The organism is Micromonospora haikouensis (assembly GCF_900091595.1).
Classification (GTDB): domain Bacteria; phylum Actinomycetota; class Actinomycetes; order Mycobacteriales; family Micromonosporaceae; genus Micromonospora; species Micromonospora haikouensis.
In genome coordinates, this window is sequence record NZ_FMCW01000043.1 from 12,958 (window position 1) to 34,608 (window position 21,651).

The window sequence follows — 21,651 nt, forward strand, 5'->3', positions numbered from 1 at the left end:
CCGAATCACCGCGGCGCGTCCGGCGCCGCCCCGTCACATCATCATGCGCGGGTCACGAGGGCCACCCCGGTGGGTGGGTGACGGGCCGCGGGACGTGTGAACCAGCCGTTTCCGAGTCGTTGCGAACTCGTCCTTGACAGGTTCGGAGCGCCGCGCGCATGCTCTGCTAAATCATTTTAGCTGCGCCGTTCGGTCGTGCGGAAGGGCACCTCGACCCTCCCCGTGATCATGTCGACCGGCTCGGTCGCGACCCGCAGGGCGGGCCGCCCGGTCCCGGCACGAACACGGTCGGGGCCGGTGCGCGCCGGCCCGCCGGGCGGCGTGACGCGGCGTTGAAATCAAGGAGTGGTTGACGTGCCGGATTTCTCGACCAGGTTCTCGCGGCGCGGCCTGGCACTGCTGGTGCCGGCCCTGGCCGCCGGCCTGGTGATCAGCGCGTGTAGCGCACCAGGGTCGGACCAGCCGTCGTCGACCGGGTCCGACGCACCCGTCAGCACCGAACTCGGCACCGGGCCGATCACCCTGGAGCTGTACGCGGAGACCGGCTTCCCGCTGGTCAAGGCGCTGGCCGACGAGTTCACCAAGCAGCACCCGAACGTGAAGTTCAACATCCGCGAGGACCAGTTCACGGTGATCACGGAGAACGCGCCCCGGGTGCTCGCCTCGGACAACGCGCCCGACATCATCCGCCTGCCCACCATGGTCGACCTGGTCAAGGACGACCTGCTGAAGAACCTCGACCCCTACGTCGCGGCCTACGGCTGGGACAAGTTCCCCGCCTCGCAGCTCGTCCAGCTCCGGCTGGCCGACGGCGGCAAGGTGCGCGGCTCGGGCTCGCTCTACGGGCTGGGCCTCGGCTACAGCGTGACCGGGGTGTTCTACAACAAGAAGCTGGCCCAGCAGGTCGGCATGACCGAGCCCCCGGCCACCGTCGCCGAGTTCGAGGAGCTGCTGGCCAAGGCCAAGGCCGCCGGCGTGCAGCCGATCGTGCAGTTCAACAAGAACACCGCGGGCATCAACTTCCCGCACCAGGCGCTGCAGAACCAGTTCGGCGACCCGGCCCAGATCGCGGACTGGATCTTCCAGAAGCCCGGTGCCACCTTCGACACCCCCGCCGCGCTGAAGGCCACCGAGACCATCCAGCGGTGGGCCAAGGCCGGCTACTTCACCAAGGACGCCAACGCCCTGGACTACGCCACCATGGTCGGCGACTTCACCAAGGGCGGCGGCCTGTTCATGTTCAACGGCGACTGGGAGTCGGGCAACCTCGACAAGAACATGGCCGGCAACGCGGGCTTCTTCCTGTTCCCGACCGAGGCCGCCGGCGGCAAGCACGTCGCGATGTCCGCGCCGAACACCTTCGGCATCGGTGCCCGGGCCAAGAACCCGGACGCCGCCGCGTACTTCCTGAACTGGGCGCACACCGACGCCAAGGCCCGGGAGATCTCCGTGAAGGTCGGCGGGTCCAGCCCCGGCGGTCCCGCCGAGCTGTCCCTGCCGCCCGTCACCGAGGGCACCGTGCTGGCCGAGACGCTCAAGGCGTCGCAGCAGCTCGGCGCGGAGAACGGCGCGGTCGACTTCACCGCGAACGCCACCGGCGGCATCTTCGCCGCGGCGATCACCCCCGAGCTGCAGAAGCTGATCGCCGGGCAGCAGACCCCCGAGGGGTACGTGAAGGCGGTCCAGGCCGAGTACGAGAAGGAACTGTCCCGATGACCGCTGCCGTCGGCGGCACCGCCGCTGGTGTCCCGACCGGCGGCGCGGACCGGCAGTCACCCGTGCGGCCCCGCCGGAGGCGGCGGGGCCGCACGGCCGGGTGGCTCGGCTGGCTGTGGGTCCTGCCGGCCCTGCTCATGTACGGGTTCTTCGTGCTGCGTCCGCTGCTGCTCACGATGCAGTACTCGCTGTACCGCTGGAACGGCATCGGCCAGGCCGAGTGGGTCGGGCTGACCAACTACCTGACCGTGTTCACCGACAGCGACCTGCTGAAGATCATCGGGAACGCGTTCGTCCTGATCGTCTTCTTCAGCTTCGTCCCGGTCGCCCTCGGGCTGCTGGTCGCCAGCCTCGTGCGCCGGATGAGCGGCGGCCCGTTCGGCACCGTGGTGCGTACCGTGCTGTTCCTGCCGCAGGTGATCCCCCTCGTCGCGGCCGGCATCGCGTGGAGCTGGCTGCTGTCCACCGACGGCCTGGTCAACCAGGTGCTGCGGGCGGTCGGCCTGGGCGGGGTCACCCGGGCCTGGCTCGGCGAGTTCGACACGGCGCTGCCCGCGGTGGGCGTGATCGGCACCTGGGTGATGCTCGGCCTGTGCACGATCCTGCTCGTCACCGGCATGAGCAAGATCGACCCGGCGCTGTACGAGGCGGCCCGCATCGACGGCGCCGGACCGGTGCGGGAGTTCTTCGCCGTCACCCTGCCGAGCCTGCGCCAGGAGGTCGGTGTCTGCCTGACCGTGACCATCATCGCCGCCCTGGCCAGCTTCGACATCGTCTACATCTCCACCAGCGGCGGCCCCGGCATCCAGACCACCGTGCCCGGCCTGGAGATCTACCGGCTCGCCTTCTCCCAGCGGCAGGTCGGGCTGGCCTCCGCGCTGTCGGTGGTGCTCATGGTGCTGGTGCTGGCCTGCGTGCTGCCGATCCAGCGGCTGACCCGGGAGGACAAGGCATGAACCTCACCAGCCGCAGCGAGCGACTGACCGGCCGGATCTTCCTGATCGCGCTGGTCGTCGTCACGCTGCTGCCGTTCCTGAGCATGCTGTCGGCGGCGTTGCAGCCGCGCGGCACCGTCCCCACCGGACTGGCCTGGCCGGCGGACCCGCAGTGGGGCAACTTCGCCGACGCGTTCACCGCCGCCAACATGGGCGCGCTGCTGCGCTCCAGCCTGCTGATCGTCGTCGGGGTCGTGCCGATCGGCGTGGTCATCGCCACGATGGCCGGATTCGGGCTGGGCCACCTGCGGGTGCCCGGCGGCCGGATCGCCTTCGGCCTGCTGCTGCTCGGCCTGACCCTGCCCTTCGAGGCCGTGGTCACCCCGCTGTACTACCAGATGCGCGACCTCGGCCTGCTCAACACCCGGTGGGCGATCATCCTGCCGCTGATCGGCCTGTACATGCCGTTCTCGGTGTTCTGGATGCGGGCGCACTTCGCCACCGTGCCCAAGGAGCTCTCCGAGGCGGCGCGGGTCGACGGCAGCAACACCTGGCAGTTGTTCTGGCGCGTCCACGTGCCGCTGGCGCGGCCCGCCATCGCGTCGCTGACCATCCTGCTGTTCCTGTGGACCTGGAACCAGTTCCTGCTCGCCATCGTGCTCGTCGACGACGCCACGAAACGCACCATGGCCGGCGCGCTCGGGGCGTTCCAGGGGCAGTGGGGGACGGATCTGGTGCTGCTGTGCGCCGGCTCCCTGCTCATCCTCACCCCCACCCTCATCGTGTTCCTGATCTTCCAACGCCAGTTCATCAAGGCCCTCATCCAGGGATCGCTGAAGGGATAGCGCGTGACGACGCCTGCACCGGTCCACGGCGACGCCGACGAGGGCTTCGGCCCGGTCGTCGACGTCTTCCGGGACAACTTCACCGCGCGCGGCGACGTGGGCGCCGCGGTCGCCCTCTACGTGCGGGGCCGCAAGGTCGTCGACCTGTACGGCGGGCTCGCCGACCCGCGCTCCGGCCGCCGGTGGGCCGCCGACACCCCGGCGGTCGTCTTCTCCTGCACCAAGGGGATCCTGGCGGTCTGCGCGTACCTGCTGGTCCAGCAGGGCCGCCTCGACCTGGACGCCCCCGTCACCCGGTACTGGCCCGAGTTCGGCCAGCACGGCAAGGACGGGATCCCGGTGCGCTGGCTGTTCACCCACCAGGCCGGCCTGCCGGCCCTGGACCGGCCGCTGACCCGCGCGGACGTGGTCGCCTGGACGCCGGTGATCGAGGCGATCGAGGCGCAGCCGCCGCTCTGGCCGCCGGGCACCGCGCACAGCTACCACGCGATGACCTACGGCTGGCTGGTCGGCGAGGTGATCCGCCGGGTCACCGGGCAACTGCCCGGCGCGTTCTTCCGCGCCGCGCTCGCCGACCCGCTCGGCCTGCGTACCTGGATCGGCCTTCCCGACGCCGCGCGTGCCGCGGTGGCCTGGATGCTGGCGCCGCCGCCCGGTGCGGTGCCGGCCCCGGACCCGGTCGCCGAGCGGGGGCTGACCATGAACGGCGCCTATCCCTTCCCGGCCGACGACGAGGGCCTGGTCAGCTTCAACGACCCGGTCATCCAGGCCGCCGGGATCCCGGGGGCCGGCGCGGTCAGCACCGCCGAGGGCCTGGCCCGGCTCTACGCCGCCGCCGTGTCCGACGTCGGCGGTGGCCCGCGCCTGCTCACCGCCGCGTCGGTCGACGACGCGACCACGCCCCGGGTCTGGGGCCAGCAGCGCTACGGGCCGCCGGACGGGGGGCAGCGCTGGGGGACCGGCTTCCTGCTGGACTCCCCGCCGGCCCGGCCGCTGCTGGGCGCGCGCAGCTTCGGCCACGACGGCGCGGGCGGCCACGTGGCCTTCGGCGACGACGCCCACGAGGTGGGCTTCGCGTACGTGGTCAACCAGATGGGCGGGGTGGACGACGAGCGGGGCGACCGGCTGGTCGCCGCCGTGCGCCGGTGCCTGGAGGGCTGACCCTGCACCGGGTACGGCAACGCGGACACCGTCCGGCCCGATCCGTCGGCCCGCGCCGACCCGTCGGGTGCCGGGCGGCGGGTCGGCCCGGACGGGGCGGCCGCGGGGTCCACAATGGCGCGATGAGCGTGGGGGAGGGTGGGTCGACCGCCCTGGACTACTACCTGGTCCATCCGGGCCCGGCCGGCGGCGAGCCGCGCGGCCGGCCGGAGGGCGTGGTCGTCGAGGAGTTCGTGTTCGCGGCGGACCACTCGGCGGTGCGCCTGCACAGCGCCGCGTGGACCCCGCAGGACGGCGGCTGGTGGAGCTCGGCGGACTTCAGCCGGACCATGCGCCTCGACGCCGCCCTGCGCAACCGCGTGGTCGCCGTCACCCGGCGCGAGTGCGGGGCCGCCTACCGCGAGCTCGGCGGCGGCGAACTGCCCGACGAGGGGGCGCTGCGCGGCCACTTCCACGACGCCGAGCCGCTGGCCACGGCACCGCTGTCCCTCGGCACCACCGGGATCACCGCCGGGTTCCACGCGACCCGGGTCTACCGGGTCCTGTTCGTCGACGTGCTGGGGCCGGACGGCCTGGCGCACCTGCGGGACACCGGGCGGATGACCGTCACCGGTGACGTGGCCGACCCACGGGCCCGGGTCGTCGGCGTCGCCCGTCGCCGGGTCGGCGACGACGAGTTCACCTGGCACCTGCGCCGCATCGGTGGTGGTGGCCCGTGGTGCCTGGACCTGACCGCCGACCTGGCCGGCAGCCGGGACGGGGCCATCCGGCCGGTCCTGCGGGAGCTGACCACGACGCTACGGATGCGGGGGCTGCTTCCCGTCACGGTCGAGCGCCTCTCCTGACCGCCGGGCGGGTGCGGCGCCCGACGGCCAGAAGAAACGGCTCAGGACGCCGGCGACGGGCTGACCGCCGCACACGCGGACAGTGCCTCCGCCGTCTTCGTGTCGTCGGAGTCGAGGTCGTCGGGGTCGACGCCCCGGTTGCTCAGGCAGGTGCGGTAGGCCGCGCTGCGGCCGTCGCCCTGCCCGCCGTTCGGGGCACCCGAACCGCTCGGCCGCGCGCCCGGTCCGCCGGCGCCGCCCGGCCCGCCGCTGGGCCGCACCGACGCGCACGCCTCCTGCGCCTTCTCCCACGTGGCCTCGTCGACGCCGTCGGGGCGTCCCATGCCCGGTCCGCCGCGTCCCGCGCCCGCCGAGGCGTCCGGTCGGGCCGAGGGACGCACGGTGGGGCCACCGGAGGGATCGCCGGAGGGCCGGGCCGTCGGGGCGCTGGACGGCCGCGCGTCGCCCGCGCCGGCCGACGGCAGGGTGACGCCGTTGTCCTGCAGGCATTCCTGGTACGCGGCGAAGCCGTTCTGGCTGCTCTGCGCGCTGTCGCCGGCCGACGTGGCCGCGTCGTCCGAGCCGCTGCAGGCGGCCGACAGTGACAGGGCGACGACGGTAAGCGTGGCCGCGAACAGGCGGCCCTTTCCAGACAGCGACATGCGAACTCCTCGACCTTCTCCGGGGCCCGTCCAGGTAAGGGGCCCATCCAGGTAACCGGGGCCACCTCACCGGCGGCTCGGCCCTGGCTCGGAGTTGGCTCGGAATCCGACCGCCCGAGCCCGGCCGTTCCCAGTCAACTCCGAGCTGAGGCCGAGCCGGCGACGAGCAGGGGTGTGCAGACTGGCCACCCATGGGAGACGGCCTGAAACGACGGTGGCGTACCCGGCGCGTACGCCGGGGCGTGGCGGGCGGCGTCGCCCTGCTCCTGCTCGGTGCGGGCGGCGCGTGGGCCCTGACCACGACCGCCGAGCCGACGACCGCCCGGCCGGCCACCGTGGCCGTCGACCGGGGCGCTGTCGCCGTCGAGGTGGCCACCTCGGGCACCGTCGCGCCGGCGACCACCCGCGCCCTGAGCTTCACCGTCGCCGGAACGGTGCAGACCGTCTCCGTGCGGGCGGGCGACGTGGTGCGGGCGGGGCAGCGGCTGGCCGCCGTCGCCGACGAGGACGTCGCCACCGCCGCCGAGGCGGTGGACGAGGCCGAGGCCGACCTGGCCGAGGCGCGTGACACGCTCACCCAGGCACGCGAGTCGGCGGACGACGCGGCGACGTCGGACTGCTCGACCGGCAGCTCCGGCTCCGGCGTGCGACCGGTCGCCTGGAGTTCGCCCACGGCGACCGCCATCACGCCGACGCCCACCGCCTCCGCCAGCTCCCCGACCCCCTCCGCCTCGCCCACCACCGCCGGCCCGACGTCCGGCCCGACGGCCACCGGCGGCGGGTCGGCACGCCCGTCGGCGTCCACCCAGGGCGGCTCCTGTTCCGCCAGCGGCGGGGGCACCGACCCGATCCTGCAGGCGCAGCGGCGGGTCAACCAGGCCGAGGCCAGCCTCGCCGACGCGCAGGACGCGCTGGCCGGTGCCACGATCACCGCGCCGATCCGTGGCACCGTGCTGTCCGTCGCGGGGAAGGTGGGCAGCGAGGTCGGCCGGGGCAGCACCTTCATCACCCTCGCCGACACGTTCGCCATGCAGGTCGAGGCCAAGTTCCCCGAGGCCGACGCGGTGGCCCTGGCCGTCGGGCAGAGCGCCGCGCTCACCCTCCCCGACCGGCCCGACAGCACCTTCCCGGCGACCGTCGTCCAGGTCGACCCCGTCGGCAGCAGCGACGGCACCCTGGTCCGCTACGGTGTCGTGCTCTCCTTCGCCGACGCGCCCCAGGACCTGCTCGTCGGGCAGAGCGCCGCGGTCACCGTGCAGACCGCAGCGGCGCAGGACGCGCTGCGGGTGCCCTCCACGGCGGTGCACGAGGTCGCCGACCGCACCGGGACCGTCCGGGTGGGCGTCGAGGGTGCGACACGCACGGTCACCATCGGGTTGCGCGGTGGTCAGTACACCGAGATCACCTCCGGCCTCACCGTCGGTGAGTTGGTGCTCCGCTCCTGGTGACAGCGGGCCTGGTGACAGCGGGATCACAGGTTCGGCACAGTGGGCGTGGAGACCCGTCCGGTAGGCAGTGGCAGTGCCTACCGACATTCTCCGGCCACCGACCGGGCGGACCGCGACGGCCCTCGACGGCGCGTGCGCCGCCCGGGTGCTCGTGGTCGACGACGAACCGAACATCTCCACGCTGCTCGCGGTCACCCTGGGGCTCGTCGCGTACGAGACCAGGGTCGCCGCCAGCGGCCGGGCGGCGCTGGCCCTGGTGGAGGAGTTCGACCCGCATCTGGTGGTCCTCGACGTGATGCTGCCCGACCTCGACGGCTTCGAGGTCGCCCGCCGGCTGCGGGCGGCCGGTCGCCCGGTGCCGGTGCTCTTCCTCACCGCGCGGGACACCGTCGACGACCGGGTCACCGGGCTGGTCGTCGGCGCGGACGACTACGTGGCCAAGCCGTTCAGCCTGGAGGAGGTGGTGCTGCGCATCCGGGCCATCCTGCGGCGTAGCCACCCGGAGCCGTCCCCGGCCGCGCCGCCGGCACCCCCGCCCCCGGCCGCCCTGCGCTACGCCGACCTGGAACTCGACGACGACGCGCACGAGGTGCGCAGGGCCGGGCGACCGGTCGACCTGTCGCCGACGGAGTTCCGGCTGCTGCACTTCCTGCTCGCCAACGCGGGGCGGGTGGTGAGCAAGGCGCAGATCCTCGACCGGGTGTGGAACTACGACTTCGGCGGGGACGGGCGCATCGTCGAGTCGTACGTCTACTACCTGCGGCGCAAGATCGATCGGCTCGGTCCGCCGCTGATCCACACCGTACGCGGAGTGGGGTACACGCTGCGGCTGCCGCGCGGCGACGCGTGAGCCGCCGGCCGGTCCGTCCCTGGGCGCACTGGACGCTGCGTTCCCGGCTCGTGCTCCTGGTCGGGATCCTCGCCACGCTCGCCCTGCTCGGGGCGAACGCCGCCGGCCTGGTCCTGCTGCGCGGGTACCTGCTGCAACGGGTCGACCAGCAGCTCACCGGCCAGGCCCGGCCGTTCGCCGACGCCCCGCGCACCGCGGCCGGGTCCTCCACCGGCGACGACGCTCCGGCCGGGCCGCGCAACCCCGGCCGGCTGGCCCGGCTCGGCCCCGACCAGCTGGTCGTCCACTACCTGGCCGACGGCACCCGGGACGCCGAGCGCAGCAGCACGCCGACGGCCGGCGCACCCGATCCCGGCCCGCTGGCCGAGGTGGCGGCGCGGGCCCGGGACGGACGCCCGTACACCGTCGACGGCGACGGCGACGGGTGGCGGCTGCTGGCGGTGTCCGCCGGCGACGGCGGGGAGGTCGTGGTGCTCGGCGCGTCCCTGGCCGAGGCGGAGCGGACCGTCGATCGGCTCATGGTCATCGACGTCGCGGTGACCGGCAGCGTGCTGGTCGTGCTCGGCCTGCTCGCCGCCTTCGTGGTCCGCCTCGGGCTGCGTCCGCTGACCAGGATGGAACGCGTCGTCGCGGGCATCACCGGCGGCGACCTGGCCCGCCGGCTGGACGACACCGACCCGCACACCGAGCCCGGCCGGCTCGGCGCCGCGGTGAACCTCATGCTGGACCGCATCGGCACGGAGATGACCGCCCGGGCCGCAGCCGACCGCCGGCTGCGCCAGTTCGTTGCCGACGCCTCGCACGAACTGCGCACCCCGCTGACCTCGATCCGGGGCTTCGCCGAGCTGTACCGCCGCGGCGGCGCCCCGCCCGGCCCGCGGCTGGCGGAGGCGATGGGCCGCATCGAGGCCGAGGCCGCCCGGATGGGAGTGCTCGTCGAGGACCTGCTCCTGCTCGCCCGGCTGGACCGGCACCGCACCCCGGTGCTGCGCCCGGTCGACCTGCTGGAGGTCGCCGCCGACACCATCCGCGACGCGCACGCCCGGGCCCCGGGGCGGCGGATCCGGTTGACCACCCTCGCCGAGGACGACGAGACGTTCGAGCCGCCGACCGTGCTCGGCGACGAACACCGGCTGCGTCAGGTCGCCGCGAACCTGCTCGGCAACGCCATGCAGCACACCGGGCCGGGCGCGCGGGTGACCGTCCGCATCGGCCGGGTCGCCGCGTCGGTGGTCGACTCCCCGCTGCCGGCGCTCCGGGGAGGTGCGCTGGTCCGGTCCGGCCCGGCACCGGCCCGGCCCACCGGCGCGCTCGCGGTGCTGGAGGTGCACGACGACGGCCCGGGCATCCCCGTCGAACACGCCACCCGGGTCTTCGAACGGCTCTACCGCGCCGACCCGAGCCGGGGGCGGGGCGACGGCGGCGGCTCCGGGCTCGGGCTGAGCATCGCGGCGTCGATCGCGTACGCCCACGGCGGCTGGATCGAGCTGGACACGGCCCCCGGCGCGGGCACCGCCTTCCGCGTACTGCTGCCCGCCGCCGGCTCCCCGGCGCAGGGCGAGGGGCCGACGCCGCCGGCCCGCGACGCGCCGGCCGGCCAGCACGACCCCGGCTCCCGGCCGGCGCCGATTCCGAGCCAGCTCTGAGGTGGCGTCGAAGGTCCTCCGAGGCTGGGCCGCCAGGATCCCTGGCATGCGTGCACGCCTGCCGGCCGCCCTGCGCCGGCCTCCTGTGGCGGTCAACGCCGCCCTGACCCTGCTGCTGGTCGGCGGCGGCGCCGGGGCCTGGCTCTCCGTGCGCGGGGACTCCTCGGCGCAGGCCGGGGCGACCGGCGGCACCCGGACGGTCCAGGTCTCCCGGGGCACGGTCACCGCGACGGTCACGGCGGACGGTTCGCTGGAGAGCGCCTCCACCGCCACCGCCAGCTTCGCCACCGCCGGGACGGTCACCTCGGTCGCGGTGACTGTCGGCCAGAAGGTGACCAAGGGGCAGCTGCTGGCCAAGGTCGATCCGGCCGACGCCCAACGCGACCTCGACGTGGCCCGGGCGAACCTGGATGCCGCCGAGGATGCGCTGGACCGGGCGCAGGACGCCGGCTCCGACACCTCCACGGCGGAGAACGAGGTCACCCAGGCCGAGCTGGCCGTCGACGAGGCCGAGGCCGCGGTGGCCGGCACCCGGCTCACCGCGCCGATGGCCGGCACCGTGGTCGCCGTCAACGGCACCGTCGGCGGCTCGTCCGGGGGCTCGTCGGGTTCCTCCGGTTCGTCGGGGTCGTCGGGGTCGTCCTCCGGTGGGTCGTCGAGCGGTTCCTCCGGCTTCGTCGACATCGCCGACCTGTCGAAGCTCCAGGTCACCGCCGCCATCGCCGAGTCCGACGCCACCCGGCTCAAGGCGGGACAGGCGGCCACGGTCACCTGGAACGCCCTGGACGGTGCCACCGCCACCGGCGAGCTGGAGGCGATCGACCCGCAGGCCACCACTTCCAACAACGTGGTCACCTACGGGGTGACCGTCAGCGTCGCCGAGCTGCCCACCGGCGCCCGGCCGGGGCAGACCGTGCAGGTGGCCGTCGTGACCGGCACGGCCCAGGACGTGCTCCTGGTCAACTCGGCTGCGGTGAGCGGCAGCGGCGACCGGCGGACCGTCACCGTGCTCACCGACACCGGGCAGGAGACCCGGCGGGTGCAGGTCGGTCTGGCCGGCGACCAGTCCTACGAGATCACCTCCGGGCTCACCGAGGGGGACCGGGTCGTGCTGCCCGAGAGCACCACCTCCGGCAGCAGCAGCGGCGGCCTGACCGGCGGTGGCGGCTTCCCCGGCGGCGGGGGCCTGACCGGCGGGGGCGGCGCCCCCGCCGGGGGACAGGGCGGCCCCCGCACCGGCACCGGGACCCGCTGATGCAGCCCCGGACCTCGCCGCGCCGTCCGGTCCTGGACGTCCGCGCGCTGACCAAGGTGTACGGGGAGGGCCCCGCCGCCGTGCACGCCCTGGGCGGGGTGTCGCTGACGGTGGACGCCGGCGACTACGTCGCCATCATGGGCTCGTCCGGCTCCGGCAAGTCCACCCTGATGAACATCATCGGCTGCCTCGACGTGCCCTCCGGCGGCAGCTACCTGCTCGACGGCGTCGACGTCGGACGCCTGGCGGACCGGCAGCTCGCCCTGGTGCGCAACCGGCTCATCGGCTTCGTCTTCCAGGCGTTCAACCTGATCCCGCGCACCAGCGCGGTCGCCAACGTCGAACTGCCGCTGGCGTACGCGGGCGTGCGGGCGGCGCAGCGGCGGCGGCGGGCGCTCGCCGCGCTGGACGCGGTGGGGCTGGCCGACCGCGCCGGCCACTTCCCCAACCAGCTCTCCGGCGGGCAGCAGCAGCGGGTCGCGGTCGCCCGCGCGCTGGTCACCGAACCCGCGCTGGTGCTCGCCGACGAGCCCACCGGAAACCTGGACAGCCGCTCCACCGAGGACATCCTGGCGGTGTTCGACCAGCTCAACGCCGCCGGCCGGACGATCGTCCTGATCACCCACGAGCCGGAGGTCGGCGACCGGGCCCGGCGGCTGATCCGGCTCCTCGACGGCCGGGTCCGCTCCGACGAGCGCCAGGACCTCACCGGCCGGCATGCGGCGGGGGCCGCCCGATGACCGTCACCGAGACCATCCGGTTCGCCCTGCGCGGCGTGGCCGCCAACAAGCTGCGCTCGGCGCTGACCATGCTGGGCATCCTCATCGGCGTCGCGGCGGTGATCCTGCTGGTCGCCGTGGGCAACGGCTCCGCCCAGGCGATCACCAGCCGGATCGAGGCGCTGGGCACCAACACCCTCACCGTCACCAGCACCAACCGGAGCTCGGGCACGGGCGGCCTGACCGTCGAGGTCGCCGACGCGCTCGCCGACCCGGTGCTCGCCCCCGGCGTCCGTTCGGTGTCCCCGCTGGCCAGCACCTCCACGACGGTGACGTACGAGGGTGCCGACCACGAGGTGTCGCAGTTCGTGGGCACCCGGCCGAGCTGGTTCACCGCGGCCAACTCGCCGGTGGCCGACGGCGCCGCGTTCACCGCCGACGACGAGGCGCAGGCCCACCGGGTGGTCGTCATCGGGCAGACCGTCGCCGACGAGCTGTTCACCGGCGTCGACCCGATCGGCCGGCAGGTCACCGTCGGCGGCGCGCTGTTCACCGTGGTGGGGGTGCTCGCGGCGAAGTCCTCGACCGGGTTCCAGGACGCCAACGACACCGCCGTCGCGCCGCTGAGCGCCGTACGGGAGGTCCTCACCGGGTACGGGCCGATCAGCTCGATCCTCGTCGAGGCGGCCGACCCTGGTGAGGTGGACGCCGTGCAGGACCAGATCTCCGCGGTGCTCGCCCAGCGGCTGCCCACGACGACCGGGTCGAGCAGCGCGCCGTACCGGATCCAGAACGCCGCGCAGCTGTTGCAGACCCAGACCGAGACCGCCGACACCTTCACCACGCTGCTCGGCGCGGTCGCCGCGATCAGCCTGCTGGTCGGCGGCATCGGGATCACCAACATCATGCTCGTGACCGTCACCGAACGGACCCGGGAGATCGGCATCCGCAAGGCGCTCGGCGCCCGCCGTCGGACCGTGCTGACCCAGTTCCTGATCGAGGCGACGCTGCTGAGCCTCCTCGGCGGGGCGCTCGGGGTGGCCGCCGCGCTGCTCGGCTCCCGGTTCACCATCGTCGGTGTCCGGCCCGTGATCGTGCCCAGCTCCGTCGCGTTGGCCCTCGGCGTCTCCATCGCGATCGGCCTCTTCTTCGGCGGTCTGCCGGCCGCCCGGGCGGCCCGGCTGCGTCCCATCGACGCCCTGCGCTACGAGTAGGCCAGCATGTCCGACAGGCAAGGACCGAACATGGACAACAGCGACACCGTCGTCTTCGCCCGGGTCGGCGGCGGCGCCTCGGCACCGGGCGGGCCGGCGGAGCCGGACGACGACCGCGCCGTCGCGTCGCCGACCGCCGCGGGACCCGACGACGACCTCACCGCCGCGCTGGCCGCGGCCGCCCCGCGCCGATGGTGGAACCGGGGCACGCTGGTCCTCGGCGCGCTCGTGCTCGTCGTCGCCGGCTTCCTCGGCGGGGTGCAGGTGCAGCAGAGGTGGGGCGAGCCGGCGGCGACCGGTGGTGCGGCACGCTCCGGGGGGTTCCCGGCGGGCCTGCCCAGCGGGGCGGCCGGGATGGGCCGCGGCCAGGGCTTGACCGGGCAGGCCGGGCAGCCGAGCGCGAGCGCGACGGCGGGCACCACCACCGGCACGGTGACGCTCGTCGACGGTGACACCCTCTACGTCGAGACCGCCGACGGCACCGTGGTCACGGTCCGCACCACCGACGACACCGCTGTACGGACCACGAAGGCCAGCAAGCTGTCGGCGCTCAAGAGCGGCCAGAAGGTGACGGTGCAGGGCGGCGCGCTCACGGACAACGCCATGACCGCCACCTCCGTCACCGCCGGCGGCTGAGTCCACCGCCGGCCGAACGACCCACCACGGGCGCGCGGACCGTCCTCCTCCGGTCGGCGCGCCGACTCGCGGGCCCGGCCCCCGTCCACGGCGAGCGTGGGTGGGACCGGGCCCGCGAGCCTGCTGGCGGTCGATCAGGCGGTGGTGCCGGTGACGGTGCTGCCCGAGCGGGTCACCTGGTAGGTGACCTTCTCGCCGCTCCAGAAGTGGAAGGTGAGCGTGACCGGGGCGTTGTCGGTGACCGCGGCGAAGAAGTCCGGGGTCAGGGCGATGGAGCTGCCGGTGTAGTCGGGCTGGAACGTGACGTCGAACTCCTTGAACGGCGTCCAGTCGTGCGGGCCGGCGTTGCTGCCGTCGGCGTACTTCGCCTCCATGGTGGCGAGCTGGTCGCCCCGGAACTGGGTCGGGATGGCGAACGCGCTGGTGGTGCCGGTCGCGTTGCCCAGGACCGGCCGGTCGTAGGTGATGATGTTGATGCGCCACGGCACGCCCGCCGAGAACCGCGCGTGCAGGGTCGCGTTGACCCCGTACGCCCGGCTGCCGGTCAGCCGGGTCAGCGCGGCCGCCGTCAGGGTGAGCTGGCTGCCGCTGACGGTGTAGTCGGTGCCCTGGACCAGGTCGGTGCTGCCCTGCCGCAGGCCCTGGAACGTGGTGCCGTTGAGGTTCAGGGTGAGGGTCTTGGCGCTGATGGCGCTGGCCTTGGCGTTGAACACCAGGTCCGACGAGGCGGTGCCGGAGCGGGTGGTCCAGCTCGACTTGATCTGGGCGATCAGCTCCGGGTCGCTCCACTGGAACGAGGTCCGGCCGAGGTGCTGCCCGTTGTCCCACAGCATGGTGGTGAGCTTCCTGGCCCGCGCGTAGTGGCCGAAGTACTCGAAGAACTTCAGCTTCTCGCCCTGCTCGATGGTGCCGGTGTGCCGGTCGAAGCCGAGCAGGCCGTACTCGCCGACGATGACGGGGATGCCCTTGGCGACGAAGGCGTCGTACACCCGGTCGAAGGAGTCGGTGAGGTCCTTCTGGGCGGTGGCGTCGAAGTGGGTGCCCCCGGCGACGTTCACGCTGAAGGGCCAGTAGCCGTAGTAGTGGACGGTCGCGATGAGGTTGCGGTCGTTGAGCGCGTTGAACGTGGCGACCAGTTCGTCGATGCGGGCCTGCTCCGACGAGGTGTGCAGGGTGGGCAGCACCAGCAGGCGGGTGGCGTTGTTGCCGCCGGAGGCGCGCACGATGCGGTGGAACGACGTGTTGAGCTCGGCCAGCAGGGTGGCGTTCTGGGCGTCGCCGGAGCTGCCGGTGAACTGCGGCTCGTTGACGCTCTCGAACACCAGCTTCGGCGACGAGCCGCGGAACGTGCTCGCCAGCTGGGTCCAGATCGCGTTGTACTTGGCCAGCACGGTGGTCCGGTCGGTGGGCATGGTGTTGATCCACTGCCACGAGTCGTGGTGAATGTTGATCATCACGTAGAGGTCGTCGGCGAGCGCCCAGTCGACCACCTCCTTGACCCGGTTCAGGTACGCCGCCTCGATCGGGTAGTTGGGCGCGCCGCCCAGGTGCGCGCTCCAGGTGACCGGGATGCGGACGCTCTTGAAGCCCTGCGCCTTCACGTTGTCCAGCAGCGCCTCGGTGATGCGCGGGTTGCCCCAGGCGGTCTCGTCGGCGCCGACGGCGTCGAGGGAGTTGCCGAGGTTCCAGCCGGGCTGCATCGCGGCCACGGCCGCCATCGCGTCGCCGGCCGGCGGGGGCGTCGTGGGCGGGGGAGTGGTCGGCGGCGGCGTGGTGGGGGGCGTGCTGGTCGGCGGGGCCGTGGTCGGGCCGACGCCGCCGGTGCAGGCGACCCCGTTGAGCGCGAAGGAGGTGGGGCTCGGGTTCGTGCCGGACCACGAGCCGTTGAAGCCGAAGGAGACCGACGCGTTGGTGGCGATGGCGGCGTTGTAGCCGACGTTGGCGGCGGTGACGTCGTCGCCGGCGGCGGTGACGGTGGCGTTCCACGCCTGGGTCACCCGCTGCCCGGCGGGGAACGTCCAGGTCAGGCGCCAGCCGTTGATCGCGTCGCCGAGGTTGGTCACGTTCACGTTCGCGCCGAACCCGCCCTGCCACTGGCTGCTGACCTGGTACGTCACCGCGCAGCCCGCCGCCGCCTGCGCGGTGCCCGCGACCAGGACGCCGACGGCGGCCAGCAGCATCGTGACCGCGCTGGTGAACGCGCCGACCCGCCATCGGGTCCGTCGGGTGGTGCCTCGTGTGCCGATCATGACACTCCTTGCCGGGAAGATGCCGCCGCATGATGGGGGGGTGGGCAGGGCGTCGGGAACGCGCACGTGACGCCCGTCGGACGGGCAGATTAAGTTTGGACCCTAAACTTTGTCAATCGGTGAGCGGCTATGCCGCAGGTGGCCCGACGCCTGGCTAGGCTTGCCCGGTACGTCGCAGAGGGGAGGGCACCTGCCGCCGACCGCCACCGTGCTCGTGGTCCTCGGGCGCGGCGTGCTGCCCGCCGCCGGGGGGACCTGGGCGCTCACCCCGGCCAGCCTCGCGCGGGTCCGGGCCGCCCGCGACTACGTCGCCGCCAACGAGGCGGCCTTCGCGGCCGCCGCCCAGCGGGGCCGGCGGCCGAGGATCGTGTTCACCGGCGGCTGGGCCGAGGCCGCCGAGGGGGCCGCCCCGCCACCGGCCGGGTGGCGCGAGGCCGACCTGATGCTCCGCGAGGCGCTCGCGGCCGGCCTCGACCGGCACGCCGACCTGCGCGCCGAGGCCCGCTCACGCAGCACCCTGGAGAACCTCCTGCGCACCGCCGCCGACGGGCTGCTCGCCGGCCACGCCTTCGACCGGCACCACCCGCTGGGCATCGTCTCGCACACCTGGCACCTGCCCCGGGTCCGCTACCTCGCCCGCCGGGCGCTCGGGCTGCGCGGCGGGGCGCTGCTCGACGTGCCCGCCACCGGTGGGGAGCCCGCGCCCGGATGGTGGCCGGAGGGCGCCGTACGCATGGCGTGCCGGCTGTGGTTCCTCGGCGTCCGCGAACCGGCGGGCCTGCTGCGCCGCGAGCGGGCGATGGTCGCGCTGCTGCACCGGGCCCGCCGCGGCACCCGTCGGGCCCCGGCGGGCGGGCGGCCCTCCGCCCGGCGGCCGACGGGAGGTGACGCGGACGCCCCGACGGGGTACAGGACGGTCGCCGGCGGATCGACCGCCGTCACGAAGAACAGGCGGACCCCATGATCGTCCTCGTGCCGGTGTACGAGCCGGGACAGCGGCTGCCCGACCTCCTCGGCGAGCTGCGCGACGCCGCCCCCGACGTGCCCGTCGTCGTGGTCGACGACGGCAGCTCCCCGGCCTCGGACCCGGTCCTCGACGCGGCGCGCCGGCTCGGCGGCGACGTCCTGCGCCACGGGTCCAACCGGGGCAGGGGCACGGCCCTGAAGACCGGGTTCCGGCACGTCGCCCGGGCCTATCCCGGGCACGACGTGGTCTGCGCCGACGCCGACGGGCAGCACCGGGTCGCCGACATCCTGCGCGTCGCCCGCGCCCTGCCCGACGGCGACGGCGACGGCGCGATAGTGCTGGGGGTACGCCGGTTCGACGGCACGGTGCCGCTGCGCAGCAGGATCGGCAACGGCGTCACCGGGCTGCTGTTCCGGGCCGCCACCGGCGTCGGGGTCCACGACACCCAGACCGGCCTGCGGGCGTACCCGCGCGGCCTGCTCGACTGGCTGCTCGCGGTGCCCGGCGAACGCTTCGAGTACGAGATGAACGTCCTGCTCCACGCGGCGCGCGACGGCCACCCCGTCCGGCAGACCGTCGTCGCCACCACCTACCTGGCGGACAACGCCTCCTCGCACTTCGGGGCGCTGCGCGACTCCGCCCGGATCTACCTGCCGCTGCTGCGCTTCGCCGCGTCGGCGCTGCTCGCCCCGTCCCGTCCCCGCCGATAGGCCCGTTCGCCCCTCCTTCCCCCGCCCGCCGTAGAACCATGTGGGGGCGGGCAGGCGCCTCCGACGCCGTACGGCCGCACCGGCCGTACGACGCGGAGGGGTCGACGTGGAGGGGCTCGTCCTGATCGTGGTGCTGGCGGCCACCGTGCTCGTCGGCACCACCATCGGCGGGCGCTACCGGGTCGCCCCGCCGGTCCTGCTCATCGGGATGGGCGCGCTGCTGGCGCTCGCCCCGCCGCTGTCGGACGTGGTGCTCGAACCGGACGTGGTGCTGCTGCTGTTCCTGCCCGCGATCCTCTACCGGGAGAGCCTCACCATCAGCCTGCGGGAGATCCGCGCCAACCTGACCGTCATCGCCCTGCTCGCCGTGGGGCTGGTCGCGGTCACGATGGTGACGGTGGCGCTGGTCGCCCAGGCGGTCGGGGTCGAGGGGCCGGCGGCGTGGGTGCTCGGGGCGGTGCTGGCCCCGACCGACGCCGCCGCGGTCGCCGGCCTGGCCAAGCGGATGCCCCGCCGGTTCCTCACCGTCCTGCGCGCGGAGAGCCTCATCAACGACGGCACCGCGCTGGTCCTCTTCGCCGTCGCGCTCGGCCTGATCACCGGCGGCGCACCGCCGGGGGCGCTGCCGCTCGTCGAGCGCGTCGGGGGGTCGTTCCTCGGCGGCGTCGCGGCCGGGCTGGCGATCGGGGTGGTGGTCGTGCTGATCCGCCGCCGCCTCGACGACCCGCTGCGCGAGGGCGCGCTCAGCGTGCTCACGCCGTTCGTCGCGTTCCTGGCCGCCGAGGAACTGCACGCCAGCGGGGTGCTCGCGGTGGTGGTCGCCGGCCTGGTGCTCTCCTTCGCCGGTCCCCGGGTGATCCGGGCACCCTCCCGGGTGCTGGCCTACGCCTTCTGGGACCTCACCACCTTCCTGATCAACGGGGGCCTGTTCGTGCTGCTCGGGATGCAGATCCCCCGGGCGTTGCGCGGGGTCACCAGCACGTCGGTGGGGCAGGCGCTGCTCATCGCGGTGCTGGTCGCCGGCACCGTCCTGGCGACCCGGATGGCCTGGCTGCACCTGTCGGCGTACCTGCTGCGGCTCGTCGACCGCCGTAAGTCGCAACGGGCCCTGCGGGTCGGCTGGCGGATCCGCACGGCCGCCGGGTGGGCCGGCTTCCGCGGCGCGGTGTCGCTGGCCGCGGCCCTCGCGGTGCCGCTGACCACCCCGGCCGGGGAACCCGTCCACGAGCGGGACCTGATCATCTTCTGCACGGCGCTGGTGATCGTCATGATCATGCTGGTGCAGGGCACCACCCTGCCGCTCGTGGTCCGCTGGGCGGGCCTCGTCGGCGACCAGCAGCGCGCCGACGAGGTGCGGATGGCCCGCCTGCGGGCCACCGAGGCCGGGCTGGCGGCGCTGCCGGAGGTCGCCGACGGGCTGGGCGTGCACCGGGACGTCGCCGACCGGATCCGCGTCGACTACCAGGACCACCTCGACGACATCCGCGCCGCCGAGCAGGGCGAAGCCGCCGAGCAGGCCCGCGACCTGGAGCGCCGGCTGCGGCTGGCGGTCCTGGACCGCAAGCGGCGCGAGATCACCCGGCTGCGCAACGCCAACGAGATCGACGACACGGTGCTGCGCGAGCTGCAGGCCGCGCTCGACATCGAGGAGATCCGCCTGCTGGGCCCGCCCACCCCCGAGTGACCACCGGCCGGGCCGGCCGGCGGCGTCAGGCCCGGGCCGGCACGCCGCCCGCGCCCTCCCGCAGCGCCAGGTCGGAGAAGTGGCAGGCGACCTCGCGGTCGGCGTCGCCCGGCGTCGGGCCGAGCACCGGCTGCACCTGCCCGCACTGCTGCCGGGCCAGCCGGCAGCGGGTGTGGAACAGGCAGCCCGGCGGCGGGTCGGACGGGCTGGGCGGGTCACCGGCGAGCACGATGCGCCGGCTGCCGCCGCGCTGGCCCGTGGGATCGACCACGGGGGAGGCGGACAGCAGCGCCTGGGTGTACGGGTGGGCCGGCCGGGAGTAGACGGTCTCGGTGTCGCCGATCTCGGCGAGCCGCCCGAGGTACATGACCGCCGTGCGGTCGGCGACGTGCCGCACCACGGACAGGTCGTGGGCGATGAACACCAGGGCGATGTTCATCCGGCGTTGCAGGTCCCGCAGCAGGTTGACCACCTGCGCCTGCACGCTGACGTCGAGGGCGGAGACGGGCTCGTCGCAGACGAGGATCTCCGGTTCCAGGGCGAGGGCGCGGGCGATGCCGATGCGCTGGCGCTGCCCGCCGGAGAACTGGTGCGGGTAGCGGTGCATCAGCTCCGGCGCGAGCCCGACGAGGCCGAGCAGCTCGGCGACCCGGTCGGAGCGGGCCCGCCGGTCGCCGCGGCCGTGCACCACGAGGGGCTCGGCGATCAGGTCGCGCACGCACATGCGCGGGTCCAGCGAGGTGTACGGGTCCTGGAAGACCATCTGCACCTGGCGGCGCAGCAGCCGCCGGTCGCGCCCCCGCACGCCGGTGATGTCGCGTCCCCGCACCACGATGCTGCCCGAGTCGGGGCGTTCCAGGCCGACCAGCATCCGGGCCAGGGTGGACTTGCCGCACCCGGACTCCCCGACGACGCCGAGGGATTCCCCGGCGTGCAGCCGGAGGCTCACCCCGTCGACGGCGCTGACCCGGGTGCGGCCGAGCCCGGCCCGGCCGGTGGTGAACGTCTTGCGCAGGTCCGTGGCGACCAGGACGGGCTCAGCCGGTGACGACATGCGACAGCTCCTCGGTGCGGTGGCAGGCGGCGGCGCGGCCGTCGATGACCCTCAGGGCGGGGCGCTCGGTGCGGCACCGCTCGACGACCCGGTCGCAGCGGGGGTGGAACGCGCACCCGGGCGGCTTGCGGGTCGGGTTGGGCGGGGTGCCGGGGATGGCGTACAGGTCGTCGCCGCGCTGGTGGGCCTGGGGCACGGAGCGCAGCAGGGCGTCGGTGTACGGGTGGGCGGGCGTGCCGAGGACCTCGGCGGTGGTGCCGGTCTCCACGACCCGCCCGGCGTACATGACCACGACCCGGTCGGCGACCTCGGAGACGACGCCGAGGTCGTGGGTGATCAGCAGGATGCCGATGCCGAGATCCCGGCGCAGCCCGTTGAGCAGCTCCAGGATCTGGGCCTGGACGGTGACGTCGAGGGCGGTGGTCGGCTCGTCGGCGATGATCAGCTCGGGGCGCAGGGCGATGGCCATCGCGATGAGGATGCGCTGGCGCATCCCGCCGGAGAACTGGTGCGGGTACTCGTCGACCCGCCGGTCCGGGGCGGGGATGCCGACCTGGGAGAGCAGGTCGACGGCGGCGGCGCGGGCCTGCCGGCGGGACGCGCCGCGATGGGTACGGAACAACTCGCCGAGCTGGTCGCCGATGCTGAGCACGGGGTTCAGGGCGGACAGCGCGTCCTGGAAGACCATGCTCATCCGGTTGCCGCGCACGGCCCGGCGCCCGGCCTCGGTGAGCGTGGTGAGGTCGGTGCCGCCGAGCGCGACGCGGTCGGCCTCGACGCGCACGGTCGGCGGGTGCAGCCCCATGATCGCCTTCGCGGTGACCGACTTGCCGGAGCCCGACTCGCCGAGCAGCGCGACGAGTTCGCCGGCGGCGACGTCGAGGTCGACGTCCACGGCGGCGGGCACGTCGCCGCGCCGGGTGGCGAAGGTCACGGACAGCCCGCGTACCGACAGGGCCTGTCCTCCTCCGTCCGGTGGGGCGGTGGTTGGGGCGTCTGGCTGATTCACCGCGAGCCTCCAGCTACGCATAACGGACGCCCGTGCCGGTAATCCCCGCTGCAACGGCCGTCCGTGC

Annotated in this window: 19 protein-coding genes; 15 read left to right on the forward strand and 4 right to left on the reverse strand. The window is 74.3% G+C overall.

Features of this window, described 5'->3' with window-relative positions:
- The first annotated feature begins 354 nt into the window (after positions 1-354).
- The 5 genes from GA0070558_RS29795 to GA0070558_RS29815 all read left to right on the forward strand — a co-directional run bounded on the left by GA0070558_RS29795 (position 355) and on the right by GA0070558_RS29815 (position 5,502).
- Positions 355-1,716, forward strand: a complete 1,362-nt coding sequence (locus GA0070558_RS29795) for an ABC transporter substrate-binding protein (RefSeq protein WP_091286037.1) — start codon at positions 355-357, stop codon at positions 1,714-1,716.
- Positions 1,713-2,672 (forward strand): carbohydrate ABC transporter permease, encoded by a 960-nt coding sequence (locus tag GA0070558_RS29800; RefSeq protein ID WP_077937884.1) that lies wholly within the window; start codon positions 1,713-1,715, stop codon positions 2,670-2,672. The genes GA0070558_RS29795 and GA0070558_RS29800 overlap by 4 nt, the downstream gene beginning before the upstream one ends.
- Entirely contained in the window at positions 2,669-3,496 is an 828-nt protein-coding gene (locus GA0070558_RS29805; RefSeq protein ID WP_043963505.1) for a carbohydrate ABC transporter permease, read from the forward strand. The genes GA0070558_RS29800 and GA0070558_RS29805 overlap by 4 nt, the downstream gene beginning before the upstream one ends.
- 3 nt (positions 3,497-3,499) lie before the next feature.
- A complete protein-coding gene (locus tag GA0070558_RS29810; RefSeq protein WP_091286040.1) occupies positions 3,500-4,657 on the forward strand; it encodes a serine hydrolase domain-containing protein in 1,158 nt (385 codons plus the stop codon).
- Positions 4,658-4,779: 122 nt separating this feature from the next.
- On the forward strand, positions 4,780-5,502 hold the full coding sequence (locus tag GA0070558_RS29815; RefSeq protein ID WP_141722365.1) for a hypothetical protein: 723 nt from the start codon (positions 4,780-4,782) through the stop codon (positions 5,500-5,502).
- Positions 5,503-5,543: 41 nt separating this feature from the next.
- Here the strand turns inward: GA0070558_RS29815 and GA0070558_RS29820 are convergent, their stop codons facing one another.
- A complete protein-coding gene (locus GA0070558_RS29820) occupies positions 5,544-6,143 on the reverse strand; it encodes a hypothetical protein (protein WP_091286047.1) in 600 nt (199 codons plus the stop codon).
- A 191-nt stretch (positions 6,144-6,334) separates the two neighbouring features.
- Here GA0070558_RS29820 and GA0070558_RS29825 point away from each other — a divergent pair, with 191 nt between their 5' ends.
- The 7 genes from GA0070558_RS29825 (at position 6,335) to GA0070558_RS29855 (ending at position 13,911) form a co-directional block, all read left to right on the forward strand.
- Positions 6,335-7,591, forward strand: a complete 1,257-nt coding sequence (locus tag GA0070558_RS29825; RefSeq protein ID WP_091286050.1) for an efflux RND transporter periplasmic adaptor subunit — start codon at positions 6,335-6,337, stop codon at positions 7,589-7,591.
- A gap of 85 nt (positions 7,592-7,676) precedes the next feature.
- On the forward strand, positions 7,677-8,441 hold the full coding sequence (locus GA0070558_RS29830; RefSeq protein WP_091286088.1) for a response regulator transcription factor: 765 nt from the start codon (positions 7,677-7,679) through the stop codon (positions 8,439-8,441).
- Positions 8,438-10,087 carry a sensor histidine kinase gene (locus GA0070558_RS29835; protein ID WP_256092207.1) on the forward strand — a complete coding sequence of 550 codons (1,650 nt, stop codon included), beginning with the start codon at positions 8,438-8,440 and terminating at the stop codon, positions 10,085-10,087. The genes GA0070558_RS29830 and GA0070558_RS29835 overlap by 4 nt, the downstream gene beginning before the upstream one ends.
- 46 nt (positions 10,088-10,133) lie before the next feature.
- The gene (locus tag GA0070558_RS29840) at positions 10,134-11,342 is read left to right on the forward strand and encodes an efflux RND transporter periplasmic adaptor subunit (protein ID WP_091286053.1); all 1,209 of its coding nucleotides are present in this window, start codon (positions 10,134-10,136) and stop codon (positions 11,340-11,342) included.
- Complete coding sequence (locus GA0070558_RS29845) at positions 11,342-12,082, forward strand: ABC transporter ATP-binding protein (protein WP_091286056.1); 741 nt, start codon at positions 11,342-11,344, stop codon at positions 12,080-12,082. The genes GA0070558_RS29840 and GA0070558_RS29845 overlap by 1 nt, the downstream gene beginning before the upstream one ends.
- Positions 12,079-13,275, forward strand: coding sequence for an ABC transporter permease (locus GA0070558_RS29850; protein ID WP_091286060.1), 1,197 nt, complete (start codon positions 12,079-12,081; stop codon positions 13,273-13,275). Before GA0070558_RS29845 ends, GA0070558_RS29850 begins: the two co-directional genes overlap by 4 nt.
- A gap of 30 nt (positions 13,276-13,305) precedes the next feature.
- A complete protein-coding gene (locus tag GA0070558_RS29855; protein ID WP_176734440.1) occupies positions 13,306-13,911 on the forward strand; it encodes a hypothetical protein in 606 nt (201 codons plus the stop codon).
- Between the two features lie 134 nt (positions 13,912-14,045).
- Here GA0070558_RS29855 and GA0070558_RS29860 read toward each other — a convergent pair whose 3' ends face one another.
- A complete protein-coding gene (locus GA0070558_RS29860; protein WP_439709652.1) occupies positions 14,046-16,160 on the reverse strand; it encodes a cellulase family glycosylhydrolase in 2,115 nt (704 codons plus the stop codon).
- 160 nt (positions 16,161-16,320) lie between these two features.
- Here GA0070558_RS29860 and GA0070558_RS29865 point away from each other — a divergent pair, with 160 nt between their 5' ends.
- From GA0070558_RS29865 to GA0070558_RS29875, 3 genes are all read left to right on the forward strand, one after another.
- The gene (locus GA0070558_RS29865) at positions 16,321-17,124 is read left to right on the forward strand and encodes a YdcF family protein (RefSeq protein ID WP_256092208.1); all 804 of its coding nucleotides are present in this window, start codon (positions 16,321-16,323) and stop codon (positions 17,122-17,124) included.
- A complete protein-coding gene (locus GA0070558_RS29870; protein WP_091286063.1) occupies positions 17,121-17,837 on the forward strand; it encodes a glycosyltransferase family 2 protein in 717 nt (238 codons plus the stop codon). Before GA0070558_RS29865 ends, GA0070558_RS29870 begins: the two co-directional genes overlap by 4 nt.
- Positions 17,838-17,943: 106 nt before the next feature.
- Positions 17,944-19,521: a Na+/H+ antiporter gene (locus tag GA0070558_RS29875; RefSeq protein ID WP_043963513.1), complete on the forward strand. Its 1,578-nt coding sequence runs from the start codon at positions 17,944-17,946 to the stop codon at positions 19,519-19,521.
- Between the two features lie 25 nt (positions 19,522-19,546).
- Here GA0070558_RS29875 and GA0070558_RS29880 read toward each other — a convergent pair whose 3' ends face one another.
- Complete coding sequence (locus tag GA0070558_RS29880) at positions 19,547-20,575, reverse strand: ABC transporter ATP-binding protein (protein WP_091286066.1); 1,029 nt, start codon at positions 20,573-20,575, stop codon at positions 19,547-19,549.
- Positions 20,559-21,605: an ABC transporter ATP-binding protein gene (locus GA0070558_RS29885; RefSeq protein WP_091286069.1), complete on the reverse strand. Its 1,047-nt coding sequence runs from the start codon at positions 21,603-21,605 to the stop codon at positions 20,559-20,561. The genes GA0070558_RS29880 and GA0070558_RS29885 overlap by 17 nt, the downstream gene beginning before the upstream one ends.
- Positions 21,606-21,651: the final 46 nt, after the last annotated feature.

Coding starts and splice junctions, on each gene's coding strand:
- GA0070558_RS29820 (WP_091286047.1), bottom strand. CDS start 6,143: ATGTCGCTGTCTGGAAAGGGCCGCCTGTTCGCGGCCACGCTTACCGTC.
- GA0070558_RS29885 (WP_091286069.1), bottom strand. CDS start 21,605: ATGCGTAGCTGGAGGCTCGCGGTGAATCAGCCAGACGCCCCAACCACC.
- GA0070558_RS29850 (WP_091286060.1), top strand. CDS start 12,079: ATGACCGTCACCGAGACCATCCGGTTCGCCCTGCGCGGCGTGGCCGCC.
- GA0070558_RS29825 (WP_091286050.1), top strand. CDS start 6,335: ATGGGAGACGGCCTGAAACGACGGTGGCGTACCCGGCGCGTACGCCGG.
- GA0070558_RS29870 (WP_091286063.1), top strand. CDS start 17,121: ATGATCGTCCTCGTGCCGGTGTACGAGCCGGGACAGCGGCTGCCCGAC.
- GA0070558_RS29880 (WP_091286066.1), bottom strand. CDS start 20,575: ATGTCGTCACCGGCTGAGCCCGTCCTGGTCGCCACGGACCTGCGCAAG.
- GA0070558_RS29860 (WP_439709652.1), bottom strand. CDS start 16,160: ATGATCGGCACACGAGGCACCACCCGACGGACCCGATGGCGGGTCGGC.
- GA0070558_RS29845 (WP_091286056.1), top strand. CDS start 11,342: ATGCAGCCCCGGACCTCGCCGCGCCGTCCGGTCCTGGACGTCCGCGCG.
- GA0070558_RS29805 (WP_043963505.1), top strand. CDS start 2,669: ATGAACCTCACCAGCCGCAGCGAGCGACTGACCGGCCGGATCTTCCTG.
- GA0070558_RS29815 (WP_141722365.1), top strand. CDS start 4,780: ATGAGCGTGGGGGAGGGTGGGTCGACCGCCCTGGACTACTACCTGGTC.
- GA0070558_RS29800 (WP_077937884.1), top strand. CDS start 1,713: ATGACCGCTGCCGTCGGCGGCACCGCCGCTGGTGTCCCGACCGGCGGC.
- GA0070558_RS29855 (WP_176734440.1), top strand. CDS start 13,306: ATGGACAACAGCGACACCGTCGTCTTCGCCCGGGTCGGCGGCGGCGCC.
- GA0070558_RS29840 (WP_091286053.1), top strand. CDS start 10,134: ATGCGTGCACGCCTGCCGGCCGCCCTGCGCCGGCCTCCTGTGGCGGTC.